The organism is Micrococcus luteus, assembly GCF_014138885.1.
Taxonomy (GTDB): Bacteria; Actinomycetota; Actinomycetes; order Actinomycetales; family Micrococcaceae; genus Micrococcus; species Micrococcus luteus.
In genome coordinates this window covers 1,938,492-1,951,106 of the sequence record NZ_JACJIK010000001.1, presented here as the reverse complement: position 1 = coordinate 1,951,106, position 12,615 = coordinate 1,938,492, and the positions used below count along the sequence as shown (strand labels likewise).

Sequence of the window (12,615 nt, the reverse complement as noted above, 5' to 3'; positions counted from 1 at the left end):
ATGATCAAACAACCATGGGGGCTGGCTAGACTCCCGGCCATGACCACGCAGCCCCCCTCCGCCCCCGCGGAGCACCTCGCCGTGGTCCACGCGCTGCGCGTCTTCAGCGAGAGCGCGGAGCACGCCGTCGACGAGGCCGGCCGCGGCGTCGGCCTGCACCGCACGGACCTCAGAGCCCTCGCGTACCTGATGGCCCGCGCGGCGGCCGGTGAGCCCGTCACGGCCTCGGACCTCGGCGCCCACCTGCACCTCACCCGGGCCTCGGCCACCGCCCTCGTGGACCGCCTGGCCGCCGCGGGCCACGTCCGCCGCCACCGGGACGAGGGCGACCGGCGGCGCGTGCTGGTGGAGCACACGGACACGGCCCGCCGCGACGGACAGCGCGCGTTCGAACCGATGTCCCAGCGGCTGAGCGCCGCCCTCGAGGGGTTCTCCGCCGCGGAGCTGCGGGCCGCGGTGCGGGTGCTCGAGGCGGCCACCGCCGCACTGACGGACCCCGCCCCGGAGGACCCGTGACCCGACCGGCGCTCATCGGCCTGGACGGCCGCTCGGGGTCGGGCAAGACCGTCCTCGCCGCCGCGCTCGCGGCCCGGATCGCACCGTTCGCGCGCGTCGAGGTGATCGAGATCGAGTCCATGTACCGGGGCTGGGACGGGCTGGCCGCGGCGGTGGGCGACGACGGCCCCTACCCGGCCGTCGTGCGCGCGCTGCGGGAGCGGGGCACGGCGGCCTGGACCACGTGGGACTGGCACCGCGCCGCCCCCGGTCCGCCGCGGCGGACCGCGCCGGCCGACGTCGTGGTGTGCGAGGGCGTGGGCGCGCTCAGCACCGCCGCCCGACCGCTGCTCGACCTGGCGGTGTGGCTCGAGCTCGAGACCCCCGCGCGGCGCACGCGGGCGCTGGCCCGGGACGGCGAGACCTTCGCCCCGCACTGGGACCGCTGGGCCGCACAGGAGGAGGACTACCTGGCCCGGCATGCCCCGCGCGCCGCGGCGGACCTGGTCCTGCACCCGCCCTCCGCCTGACCGCGACGCCGCCCGGGGTCGGGGGCGTCGGGGTCTGCGTGCGGGCCGGCCGGGCGCCGGCGCCGGGACCGGAGCGGTTCGCTCTGCTTAGGTGTAGCATCGGAGGCGGCGCGCCGCGTCCGGCCGCGTCCCACCCCAACGCACGGAGACCTCCCCTTCCCATGGCGACACTGCTCTACCGTCTCGGCCTCGGCGCCGCCCGCCGCCCCCTCCTCGTGATCCTCGCCTGGGTGCTCGCCCTGGCCCTCGCCGTCGGCGGGTTCCTCGCCTTCGGCGGCACGCTCTCCTCCACCGTCACCATCCCCGGCACGCCCACCGCCCAGGTCACGGACCGCCTCAAGGAGGAGTTCCCCGAGGCCTCCCGAGGCAGGGGCCAGGTCGTGTTCACCACCGAGGACGGCTCCCCCCTGACCGACGCCCAGCGCGAGCAGATCACCGCCCTGTTGGACGACGTCGCCGAGCAGCCGGCCGTGGAGGGCGTCGTGGACCCGTTCGAGGCCCAGGCCCAGCGGGACGACGCCCGCACCCGGCTCGACGAGGGCCGCACCGAGCTGGCCGACGGCGAGCAGCGCCTCGCGGACGGACGCCAGGAGATCGAGGACGGCCGGGCCGAGCTCGAGCGGCGCGCGGCCGAGGCCGACGCGGCCGAGCAGCGCCTCGCCGAGGCCGCCGCCCAGCTGGACGAGGGGCAGGCCACGCTCGACGCCGCGCGTGCCGACCTCGAGGAGCGCGGCCTGGAGGCCCTGCCGGCCGACGCCCTGGCCCCGCTCCGGGAGGCCGAGCAGAAGGTGGCCGACGGCCAGGAGCAGCTCGACGCCGGCCGCGCCGAGCTCGAGGAGCAGGCGGAGCGCCTCGAGGCCGGCCAGGCCGAACTCGACGCGCGGCGTCAGGAGCTCGAGGCCGGGCAGGCCGAGCTCGGCGACCGGTGGACCGAGCTCGAGGCCGGGCAGGCCGAGCTCGACGCCCAGGCCGAGCAGCTGGCCGCGGGCCGCGCCGAGCTCGAGCAGGCCCGGGACGCCGCACTGGCCGAGGCCGAGGCCGCCGGCATCCCGTCGGAGCAGGTCACCGAACAGTTCGCCGACCAGGAGGCGCAGCTCGCCGCCGCCGAGGCACAGCTGGCGGCCGCTCAGGACCAGGCCGACGCCGCCCGCGCCCAGCTGGAGGCAGCCCAGGCCGAGGCCGACGCGGGCGCCGAACAGCTCGCGGCCGCCCAGGCCGAGGCCGACGACGGCGCCGCCCGACTCGCCGCCGGCCGGCAGCAGCTGCAGGAGTCCGAGGCCGAGCTCGAGGCCGGCCGCGAGCAGGTGGCCGCGGGACGGCAGCAGGCCCTGGACGCGGCCGAGGCTGAGCTGGACGCGCAGCAGCAGAAGATCGACGAGGGCCGGGCCGAGTACGAGCGTGGCGTCGCCGAGCTCGAGGACGGCCGGGCCCAGCTGGCCGCCGGCGCGGAGCGCCTGGACCAGGCCGAGGCCGACCTCGCCGACGGCCGCGCCGAGCTGGACGACGGCCGCGTCGAGGCCGAACGCGGTGAGCGCACCCTGGCCCTCGCGGAGGACTTCCGCACCGTGTCCGAGGACGGCAGCACCGCCGTCGGGATCGTCACCTTCACAACGCCGACCCTGGACGTGACCGCCGAGGACAAGGAGGCGGTCACCGGCGCCCTCACCGGCGCGGACATCGACGGCGTCGCCGTGCATCCCTCCCAGGAGCTCAACGCCACCGTGCTCTCCCTGCTCGGCCCGGGCGAGGTCGTGGGCCTCGTGGTCGCCGCGATCGTGCTGGTGGTCATGCTCGGCACCCTCGTGGGCGCGGGCCTGCCGCTGGTCAACGCGCTGGTGGGCGTGGGCGTGGGCGCCGCCGGGGCGCTCGCGTTCTCCTCCGCCGTGGAGATGATCTCCGTGACCCCGGTGCTCGGGGTGATGCTGGGCCTGGCCGTGGGCATCGACTACGCGCTGTTCATCGTCAACCGGCACCGCCATGAGCTGCGTCGCGGCACGGGCCTGCACGAGTCGATCGCGCTGGCCACCGGCACCTCCGGCAACGCCGTGGTGTTCGCCGGCGTGACCGTGGTGATCGCCCTCGCGGCCCTGAACGTCACCGGCATCGGCTTCCTGGGCCTGATGGGCACGGTGGGCGCGGTCTGCGTGGCCGTCGCCGTGCTCGTGGCGGTGACCCTGACCCCGGCCCTGCTGGCCCTGGCCGGCCCGCGCGTGCTCTCCCGCCGGGAGCGCGCACGGCTCACCGACACCTCCCCGGCCGTCGGCGAGGGCGCCCACGCCGTGCGCCGCGCCCACCGCCGCGCCACGCTGTCCACGCCGACCGCCCTCGCCACGGCACTCGCCTCCGTGGCCCTGCTCGTCCTCGTGGCCCTGCCGGTCGGCTCGATGCGCCTGGGCCTGCCGGACGGCGGGTCCGAGCCGGAGGGCTCCGACTCGCAGGTTGCGTACGAGCTCACCGCCGAGAAGTTCGGCGAGGGCTACAACGGCCCGCTCGTGGTGACCGTGGACCTGCCCGCCGGCCTGGACGAGGACGCGGCCGAGGACGCCCGCCTGGCGGTGGGCGAGCAGCTCGCCGGCCTCGAGCACGCGCACGCCGTGGTGCCCGCGGGCTTCAACGAGGACCGCACCGTCACCATGTTCCAGGTGCTGCCCGAGGAGGGCCCGAACGCCGTCTCCACCGAGGAGCTGGTGCGCGAGCTGCGCGCCACCGAGCCGGCCGGCGAGGCCTCCAACCTCGGCGTGGCCGGCATGACCAGCGGGTTCATCGACGTCTCGGAGAAGCTCTCCGACGCCCTGCCCCTCTACCTGGGCGTGGTGGTGGGCCTGTCCCTGCTGATCATGGTGCTGGTGTTCCGCCCGATCCTGGTGCCGCTGATCGCCACCGGCGGGTTCGTGCTCTCCATGTTCGCCGCCATGGGCGGCGTGGTGGCCATCTACCAGTGGGGCTGGCTCGGCTCGGTGTTCGGGGTCCACAACCCCGGCCCCGTGCTCAGCTTCCTGCCGACCATCATGATCGGCGTGCTGTTCGGCCTGGCCATGGACTACCAGCTGTTCATCGCCTCCGGCATGCGCGAGGCCTACGCCCACGGCCTGCCCGCCCGCCAGGCCGTGCTGACCGGCCTGCGCTCGGGCCGGGCCGTCGTGATCGCCGCGGCGATCATCATGATCTCCGTGTTCGGCGGGTTCATCTTCGCCCACGACGCGATGATCCGCCCGATGGGCTTCGGCCTGGCCTTCGGCGTGCTGCTGGACGCGTTCGTCGTCCGGCTGCTGCTGATGCCGGCCCTGATGCACCTGCTCGGGGACGCGGCGTGGTGGCTGCCCCGGTGGCTGGACCGCATCATGCCGGACGTGGACGTGGAGGGCGCCCAGCTCGAGCGCGCCCACGCCCCGGCGCACCCCTCCGGCCCCGCCCCGGACGGCGGCGCCCACCGGGCCTGACCGCCCCCGCCTGACGCCCGCCCCCGGCCCCGATCGGCCGGGGGCGGCGTCTATCCTGGGCGGATGCGTCCCACCTCCTTCTCCCCCGCCGCCGGCTCGCCCGTCCTCGTCCTGCTCGGGACGGACGCGGACGGTGCCCCCGCCCCGCGGCTCGCGGACCCGGCCGTCCCGCACCTGAGCGTCACGGACCAGGGGGTCACGCGCGGCGACGGCATCTTCGAGACCGCGCTCGCGGTCGCCGACGGCCTCGGGACCCTGCGCATGCGCAAGCTCGGAGCCCACCTCGGCCGGCTGGCCGCGTCTGCCTCCGCCCTGCAGCTGGCCGCTCCCGAGGCGGCGGCGTGGGAGGCCGCCGTCGCGCTCGGCCTGCGGGCGTTCACCGAGGCCAACGACGTCGCGCCCGGGGACCGTCTCGCCGTGCGCCTGACCGTCACGCGCGGCCCGGACGCGGCTCCCGGCGCGGTGCCCACGCCCACCGCGTGGGCGCTGCTGAGCCCGGCCCCAGTGGTCGAGGACGAGGAGCGGCGGCGGGGGCTGCGGGTGCTGCTGCTGGACCGCGGCATCGACTCGCAGGCCCCCGAGCGCTCCCCGTGGCTGCTCACCGGTGCGAAGACCCTCTCCTACGCCGTGAACATGGCCGCCCTGCGCTACGCCCGCGACCACGGCGCCGACGACGTCGTCTTCACCAGCGCGGACGGCTACCTGCTCGAGGGCCCCACCTCCACGGTGCTGATCGTGCGCACCGGGGAGGACGGCGTCCGCCGTCTCCTCACCCCGCTGCGCCAGAAGGGCATCCTCGCCGGCACGTCCCAGGCCGTGATCTTCGCGGCCGCCCACGCGGACGGCTGGGAGCTCGGCTACGGCCCGCTCGTCCCGGCGGACCTCCAGGGCGCCGAGGGCGTCTGGCTCGTCTCCTCGGTGCGCGGCGTCCTGCCGGTGCGCGCCGTCGACGGCGTCGAGATCCCCGTGGACCACGAGCTCACCGGCATGCTGCAGGCCCATCTGGACGCCGACGGCGATCCCGGCCGGCACGTCAGCGGCGACCCGGTGCCCACCGCGGGCTAGGCTGGGGACCGGCCCGTCCGACGTCGTCGGCCGCGGCCGCAACCGCACGTGAGATCCCCGACCACGGAAGGCGCACCATGAACACGCTCGTCCAGAAGGCCCTGTCCGCCGGCATCACGCTGGTCGGCGGCATCGTCGGCTCCCGCGTGGTCGCGGGCGGCTGGCGGCTCGTCACCGGCCACAGCGCCCCGGACGACGCGGCCGACGAGACGCTGCCCCTCGTCGAGGCCCTGTCCTTCGCGTTCATCTCCGCGGGCGTCGCGGCACTGCTGAAGGTCGCCGGCCAGCGCGGCGCCGGCGCCGCGATCCGCAAGGTGTCCGAGTCCACCGCGCACCGCGTGGACCACGAGGTCTGAGCCGCCCGCGACCACCACGACGACGGCCGCCGCCCGGAGGGATCCGGACGGCGGCCGTCGTGCTGTGCGGGGTGGTGTCAGCGGCGCCCGCGTGGCCGGGCGCCGGCGCGGCGCGGCCCGGGGTCCGCCGGGGGCTCGGCCCGACGGACGACGGCGGCCAGCTCGTCCCGGTGCAGCAGCTCACGGCGGGCGTGCTTGGTGCGGTAGCCCGTGCGGCCCACCAGGTGGGAGGCCACCGGGGCCGTGACCATCTGGGTGACCCAGGCCAGGAACAGCACGGGCAGCCACACCCACGAGCGCCACTCGATCGCCAGCCCCGCGAGCATGAGCAGCAGGCCGAGGACCTGCGGCTTGGCGGCGGCGTGCATGCGGGCCAGCAGGTCCGGCAGCACGAGCAGGCCCACGCCGGCCACCAGGGAGAAGAAGGCGCCGCTGACGATCAGGAACGCGGCCAGCCAGTCCAGGAGCGTGGCGGTCTCGGTCATCGGCCCTCCTCCCCGCCCGGCACGTCCGTGGTGCCGGGCACGCGCGCCTGGTCCTCGAGCGAGTGGTCCGGGCGCCGGTCCTCCGCGAAGCGCGCCACCGTCACCGAGCCGACGAAGCCGACGGCGGCGGCCAGCACCACGAGGACCACGTGGTGGGTGTGGCGGTGCACGGCCATCTCCAGGACGAGCATCCCGGAGAACACCACGAGCAGCACGTCCGTGGCGACCGCCCGGTCCAGCAGCGAGGGGCCGCGCACGATCCGGTAGAGCGCACCGACGGCGCCGACCACGAGCAGCGCCCCGCCGGCCCACGTGGCCAGGTCCATGGGGTCCATCAGGCCTCCTCCTTCGGGGGGCGGGCGGCGGGGGGCGCCGAACTCGGGAAGCGGCGGACCAGCTCGAGGTCCTCACGCGTGCCGACGGCGCGGATGATGCCCGCCTCCACGTCGAGGGCCTTGGCGCGGAAGCCCGCCACGTCCTCGTCCGTGGTCGCGTCGAGCACGTGCAGGTACAGGACGGAGCGGACCCGGTCCACGTCCAGCACGATCGAGCCCGGCACCAGGGCCAGGGCGTGGCTGACGAGCGTGATGATGAGGTCGTCGTGGCTGCGCAGCGGGACGCCCACGATCGAGCCGCGGGCGCGGCGGCCACGCAGCAGCACCGTCCCGGTCACGTTGACTGAGGCGCGCACGACGTCGACGAGGAACCGCACCGTGAACACGAGGGACCACCAGGGGTTCAGACGGCCGCTGAACGGGATGTCCGGCATCGGGAAGAGCCCGATGATCAGCAGCGCGAAGGCGAGGCCGGTCAGGGCCACGTGCGGAGCGAAGTCCTGCCACAGGGCGCACCACACGGCCACCATCACGAGGATCAGCGGCCACTGGGCCACGATGCCCCGGATCCCGTCGGGGCGCACCACGCCGCGGCGGGCGGAGTCACTTCCGGGCATCGTGCACCTCCGTCGGGTCGACGCTGAGGGTGGCCGCGGCCCGCTCGGCCGCGGCGTCGTCGAGCACCGCCGCGATGTAGGGCGAGCGGTCGAGCATGTCCGTGGCGGCCTCGTCGGCCAGGGCGAACAGCGGACCGGCGGCCACCGTGAACACCAGCGTCAGGCCCACGAGCGCCGTGGTGGGCAGCACGAGGCCCGGCTCGAGCGGGCGGGGGCGCTCGCCACGGGCGACGGCCCGCTCGTAGGCGGCCACGAGCTGGGCGGGCGGGTGCTCCACGTCCTCGACGCGGCGCCAGAACGCGCGGGTCCACACGCGCACCACCACGAGCAGGGTCAGCAGGGACACGAGCAGGGACACGCCCACCAGCGTGTAGGCCAGGGGCGTGGCCTGCTCGACGCCGCCGCGCAGCAGGCCGACCTTGCCGAGGAAGCCGGAGAACGGCGGGATGCCGCCGAGGTTGAGCGCGGGCACGAGGAACAGGACGCTCACGAACGGGGAGACCTTCGCCAGGGACCCGAGGCGGTCGATGTTCGCGGTGCCGGCGCGGTTCTCGATCAGACCCGTGACGAGGAAGAGCGTGGTCTGCACGGTGATGTGATGGGCCACGTAGTACACGGTGGCCGCCAGCCCCGCCTCCGTGGCCAGGCCCAGGCCGAAGATCATGTAGCCGATGTGGGAGACGAGGATGAAGGACAGGATGCGCTTGATGTCCGTCTGGGCCAGCGCGCCGAGGATGCCCACCACCATGGTCAGCGCGGCCACCACGAGCAGGAGCGCGTTGACGTGCTCCCCCGGGAAGAGCAGCGTCTCGGTGCGGATCATCGCGTACACGCCCACCTTGGTGAGCAGGCCCGCGAACACCGCGGTCACCGGGGCGGGCGCGGTGGGGTACGAGTCCGGCAGCCAGAAGGACAGCGGGAACACGGCCGCCTTGATGCCGAAGCCCACCAGGAGCAGCACGTGCAGGACCATCTGCACGTCGGTGGGCAGCTCGCCCAGCTTCACGGCCAGGTCCGCCATGTTCACGGTGCCGGTGGCCGCGTAGATCATCGCGATCGCGATCAGGAACACCACCGAGGAGAGCACGGAGACCACCACGTAGGTGATGCCCGCGCGGATGCGCTGGGCGGTGCCCCCCATGGTCAGCAGCACGTAGGAGGACGTCAGGAGGATCTCGAAGCCCACGTAGAGGTTGAACAGGTCGCCGGCGAGGAACGCGTTGGACACGCCCGCCACGAGGATCAGGAACGTGGGGTGGAAGATCGAGACCGGCCCACCCTCGTCCCGGTTGATCAGCCCCTGCGCCGAGGCGTACAGCAGCACCGCCAGGGTGATCAGCGCCGACACCACGAGCATGAGGGCCGAGAGCCGATCCACCACGAGGCTGATGCCCAGCGGGGCCGGCCAGCCGCCGAGGTGGACGGCCGCGACCCCGGTGTCCCAGACCGCGGCCAGCAGCAGCGCGTCCAGCACGAGGGTGAGCACGAGCGCGGAGACCGTGACGGTGATCTGCGCGCGGGGGCGACGCACGAGCATGAAGGTCACGGCCGCGCCCAGCACGGGCAGCATGACGGCCAACGGGGCCAGGTCGGTCAGGGGGAGGGTGCCGATGCTCACGGGCGCGGCCCCCCGTCGGCGCGGTGGGCACGGACGGCGGACGCCGGGCCGGGACGGGCGGGCGGCGTAGGCGAGGCGTGGCGCACGTGGGGTCGGGACTCCGTGGCGTGCTCGTAGTGGGCGTTGGGGTCCGCGGCGTCGTCCAGGAACTCGGAGGACTCCTCCACGAGCTCCGCGTCGTCCTCCGCGTCCCAGGCGGGCATCCGGGCGATCTTGACGTCCTCCGCGTCCACCTCGACCTCGTCCTCGCGGATGAGCAGCCACGAGCGGTAGATCATGGCGGTCAGGAACGCGACCACGGCGAAGCCGATCACGATCGCGGTGAGGATCAGCGCCTGCGGCAGGGTGTCCGCGTACTCGTGCGGGTCCCGGCCGCGCACGAACAGCGGGGCCAGGCCGACGCCGCCGGAGGCGAGGAACAGCAGCATGATGGCGCCGTTGTTGATCAGCATGATCCCCAGCAGGATGCGGGTCAGGCTGCGCTCGAGCACCAGGTAGATCCCCCCGGCGAACATCACGCCCATCGCCAGGAGCAGGGCCAGGTCGACGGTCATCATCGGGCGGCCTCCGGGGCGTCGGGGGTGGACGGGGTGGGCATGCGCGGATGACGACGGCGGGCCGCGGCGCGCAGGCGGGCGCGGCGGGCCTCCTCGCCCCGGCGGTCCACCTCACCGCCGAGCGAGCGCAGCACGTCGATCACGAGCCCGACCACCACGAGGTACACGCCGATGTCGAACGCCGTGGCCGAGACCAGCTTGAGGGCGTCGCCGAACAGCGGCAGGTCGGTGAACTCCACCACATAGGACTGCAGGATCTGCCCGCCGAAGAAGAGCGGGGCGATCCCGGTGAGCGTGGCGATCGCCAGGCCCAGGCCGATCATGGGCCCGGCCGGGATCACGGAGGCCTCCTGCAGCTCGTACCGGCCGCCGGCGAGGAAGCGCAGCGTGAGGGCCAGGCCTGCGAGCAGGCCGCCGGCGAAGCCGCCGCCGGGGGTGTTGTGCCCGGCCAGCAGCAAGTAGACGGAGAGCAGCATCATGATCGGGAACATGAAGCGGGTGACGACCTCGAGGATGATCGAGCGCCGCTCGGGGGCCATCGTGTGGCCGGCCACGAGCCACTGGCCCTTGCGATCGTCCACAGCGAAGCTGCGCACGACGGACAGCTCGCGGGCCCCGAGCGAGGAGTCGGCGCCGAAGTCGCCGACGGAGCCGGGGGCGACGTCGTCGATGCTGCGGGTGCGCCCGTCGCGGTGCTGCAGGAAGATCAGGGAGGCCACGCCGGTGGCGGCGGCGGCCAGCACGGTGATCTCGCCCCACGTGTCCCACGCGCGGATGTCCACGAGGGTGACGTTCACGGCGTTGGCGCCGTAGCCGTCCGTGTAGGCGAGCTCCGGCATGGGCAGCGAGATGCGCTCGGCGGTGCGGGCGGCCAGCGCGGTGGCGGCGATCCACATCATGGTCAGCGCGAACCCGACGGCCACGGCCAGGCGGCCCAGCCGCCGTGAGCCGGTGCGGCGGTCGTACCAGTCCGGCGGCAGCACGCGCAGGCCCAGGATGAGGGTGACCAGGATGATGGTCTCCACGAGCACCTGGGTGATGGCGAGGTCCGGGGCGCCGCGCAGGGCGAACAGGGCGGCGGCGCCGTAGCCGGTCACGGACACCAGCATGATCGCCTTGAAGCGGCGGCGGGCGCGGACGGCGAACACGGTGGCCACGGCGATCATGAGGACGATGACCAGCTGCGCCGGGCTCTCTGCCCAGATGATGTCCCCGTCGAGGAACGCGGTGGCCAGGAGGCGGTCCTCCCGCCCGGCGGGGAACAGGAGGAAGGCGACGGGCAGGCCGGCCGCCGTCGTGAGGATGATGGCCAGGTAGCGGCGCAGCGAGCCGGTCTGGGTGCGGCCCGTGACCCAGATGGCGACCTCGTCGAGGGCGCCGGTGATCTTCCGGTACGTGCGCAGGGCGTCGACCGGGAACTCGACGCGGCGCTGGAACGCCTCGACTCCCGGCCGGCCGAGGGCGAGCAGCGCGCCGAGCACCCAGATCCCCGCGGAGAGGGCGAGGATGGGCGTCCAGCCGTGCCACAGGGCCAGGTGCGCCGGAGAGGCGGCCGGGTCCAGGGCCGGGATCGTGGCCGTGTGGGCGGCCAGCAGGTGCTCGAGGGGCCCGGGCAGGACCGCGAGCACCAGACCGGTGAGCGCCAGCAGCCCGGCGGGGGCCAGCTCGAGGAAGGTCACGCGCGTGTGGAAGCGGGTGGCGGGCACGGGGGCACCCTCGGGGGTGCGCTTGGTGGCGAAGGCACCCCAGAGGAAGCGCCACGTGTAGGCCACGGTGAGCACGGACCCCGCGGCCATCAGCACGAGGGGCGCCCACGCGAGCGGGCCGCCGTGGGCCGCGCCGTGGTCCGTCAGGCTCTGCAGGACCGCCTCCTTGGCCACGAACCCGAAGAACGGGGGCAGGCCGGCCATCGAGGCGGCGGCCAGGACGGCGACGGCGGCGAGGACGGGGTGGCGGCGGCCGATGCCGGAGAGCTCGCGCAGGTCGCGGGTGCCGGCCTCGTGGTCGATGATGCCGACCACCATGAACAGCGGGGCCTTGAACAGGGCGTGCGCCAGGAGCATCGCGAGGCCGGCCAGCGCTGCGTCGCGGACGCCCAGCCCGTTGGCCACCATGAGGAAGCCGAGCTGGGAGACCGTGCCGTAGGCGAGCACGAGCTTGACGTCGGTCTGCCGCAGGGCCCGCCAGCCGCCCAGCATGAGGGTCCACAGGCCCAGGCCGAGCACGAGCACCTGCCACGTGGCCAGCTCGTGGAAGGCGGGGGCCAGGCGGGCCACGAGGAACACGCCGGCCTTCACCATCGCGGCCGCGTGCAGGTAGGCCGAGACCGGGGTCGGGGCGGCCATCGCGCCCGGCAGCCAGAAGTGGAACGGCGCCTGGGCGGACTTGGTCAGCGCACCGATCAGCACGAGCCCGACGGCGACCTCGAGCAGGACGCGCCCGCCGTCGTCCGCGAGGAGGCGGGGGGCCGCGGCCAGCACGCCGGAGATCCGCCAGGAGCCGGCCGCGTGGGCCAGCATGATCAGGCCCGCCAGCATGGCCAGGCCGCCGAACGTGGTGACGATCAGGGCGGTGATGGCGGAGCGGCGGGCGAAGATGCGGTGGCCCGAGTAGCCGATCAGCAGGAAGGACAGGACCGAGGTGATCTCCCAGAAGGTGTAGAGCACCATGAGGTCGTCCGTGGTCACCAGGCCGAACATCGCGCCGGCGAAGGCCAGCAGCTGGCCGCCGAACACCGCGTTGCGCGGCTCGTGCTCGCGGAAGTAGCGGGCGCAGTACGCCAGCACCAGCGCGCCGACGCCCAGCACGATCAGGGACATGAACGCGGCCAGCACGTCCATGCGGAAGGCGAGCTCGATGTCCAGGTACGGCACCCACGGCACGCTGCGGTCCAGGTGGGCCGCGGAGGCCGGGATCGGCCGGCCCGCGTCGAGCGCCTCCTGCAGGGCGAACACGTGCGGCAGCTGGGTCAGGAGCCACACGAAGCCGGCGGCGGGGACCGCGGCGAGGAGGTAGAAGCCCTGACGTCCCGTCCACCGGAAGAGCACCGGGGCGGCGAGCGCGACGACGAAGAGCGCGGTCAGGGTGACGAGCATGCGGTCCCTTCGTCAGGCACGG

11 protein-coding genes are annotated in these 12,615 nt (G+C 74.6%); 5 read left to right on the top strand and 6 right to left on the bottom strand.

What is annotated here, in order from left to right; all coding sequences use genetic code 11:
• Nucleotides 1-39 precede the first annotated feature (39 nt).
• The 5 genes from HDA34_RS09030 to HDA34_RS09010 all read left to right on the top strand — a co-directional run bounded on the left by HDA34_RS09030 (nucleotide 40) and on the right by HDA34_RS09010 (nucleotide 5,886).
• Entirely contained in the window at nucleotides 40-516 is a 477-nt protein-coding gene (locus HDA34_RS09030) for a MarR family winged helix-turn-helix transcriptional regulator (protein WP_036317223.1), read from the top strand.
• Nucleotides 513-1,025, top strand: coding sequence for a nucleoside/nucleotide kinase family protein (locus HDA34_RS09025; RefSeq protein WP_049146213.1), 513 nt, complete (start codon nucleotides 513-515; stop codon nucleotides 1,023-1,025). The genes HDA34_RS09030 and HDA34_RS09025 overlap by 4 nt, the downstream gene beginning before the upstream one ends.
• A gap of 161 nt (nucleotides 1,026-1,186) precedes the next feature.
• The gene (locus HDA34_RS09020) at nucleotides 1,187-4,465 is read left to right on the top strand and encodes an MMPL family transporter (RefSeq protein ID WP_134377245.1); all 3,279 of its coding nucleotides are present in this window, start codon (nucleotides 1,187-1,189) and stop codon (nucleotides 4,463-4,465) included.
• A 63-nt stretch (nucleotides 4,466-4,528) separates the two neighbouring features.
• Complete coding sequence (locus HDA34_RS09015; protein WP_101967513.1) at nucleotides 4,529-5,530, top strand: aminotransferase class IV; 1,002 nt, start codon at nucleotides 4,529-4,531, stop codon at nucleotides 5,528-5,530.
• 77 nt (nucleotides 5,531-5,607) lie between these two features.
• Nucleotides 5,608-5,886 (top strand): DUF4235 domain-containing protein, encoded by a 279-nt coding sequence (locus tag HDA34_RS09010; protein ID WP_036317169.1) that lies wholly within the window; start codon nucleotides 5,608-5,610, stop codon nucleotides 5,884-5,886.
• A 77-nt stretch (nucleotides 5,887-5,963) separates the two neighbouring features.
• Here the strand turns inward: HDA34_RS09010 and mnhG are convergent, their stop codons facing one another.
• Genes mnhG through HDA34_RS08980 form a run of 6 tightly spaced genes read right to left on the bottom strand, consistent with a single transcriptional unit; the run spans nucleotide 5,964 to nucleotide 12,593 of the window.
• Complete coding sequence (mnhG, locus tag HDA34_RS09005) at nucleotides 5,964-6,371, bottom strand: monovalent cation/H(+) antiporter subunit G (RefSeq protein WP_036340024.1); 408 nt, start codon at nucleotides 6,369-6,371, stop codon at nucleotides 5,964-5,966.
• The gene (locus HDA34_RS09000) at nucleotides 6,368-6,706 is read right to left on the bottom strand and encodes an MrpF/PhaF family protein (protein ID WP_036317163.1); all 339 of its coding nucleotides are present in this window, start codon (nucleotides 6,704-6,706) and stop codon (nucleotides 6,368-6,370) included. The genes mnhG and HDA34_RS09000 overlap by 4 nt, the downstream gene beginning before the upstream one ends.
• A complete protein-coding gene (locus tag HDA34_RS08995; RefSeq protein WP_101967512.1) occupies nucleotides 6,706-7,323 on the bottom strand; it encodes a Na+/H+ antiporter subunit E in 618 nt (205 codons plus the stop codon). The genes HDA34_RS09000 and HDA34_RS08995 overlap by 1 nt, the downstream gene beginning before the upstream one ends.
• Entirely contained in the window at nucleotides 7,310-8,941 is a 1,632-nt protein-coding gene (locus tag HDA34_RS08990) for a Na+/H+ antiporter subunit D (protein ID WP_101967511.1), read from the bottom strand. Before HDA34_RS08990 ends, HDA34_RS08995 begins: the two co-directional genes overlap by 14 nt.
• Complete coding sequence (locus tag HDA34_RS08985; protein ID WP_010080214.1) at nucleotides 8,938-9,498, bottom strand: NADH-quinone oxidoreductase subunit K; 561 nt, start codon at nucleotides 9,496-9,498, stop codon at nucleotides 8,938-8,940. The genes HDA34_RS08990 and HDA34_RS08985 overlap by 4 nt, the downstream gene beginning before the upstream one ends.
• Complete coding sequence (locus tag HDA34_RS08980) at nucleotides 9,495-12,593, bottom strand: Na+/H+ antiporter subunit A (protein ID WP_101967510.1); 3,099 nt, start codon at nucleotides 12,591-12,593, stop codon at nucleotides 9,495-9,497. Before HDA34_RS08980 ends, HDA34_RS08985 begins: the two co-directional genes overlap by 4 nt.
• Nucleotides 12,594-12,615 lie beyond the last annotated feature (22 nt).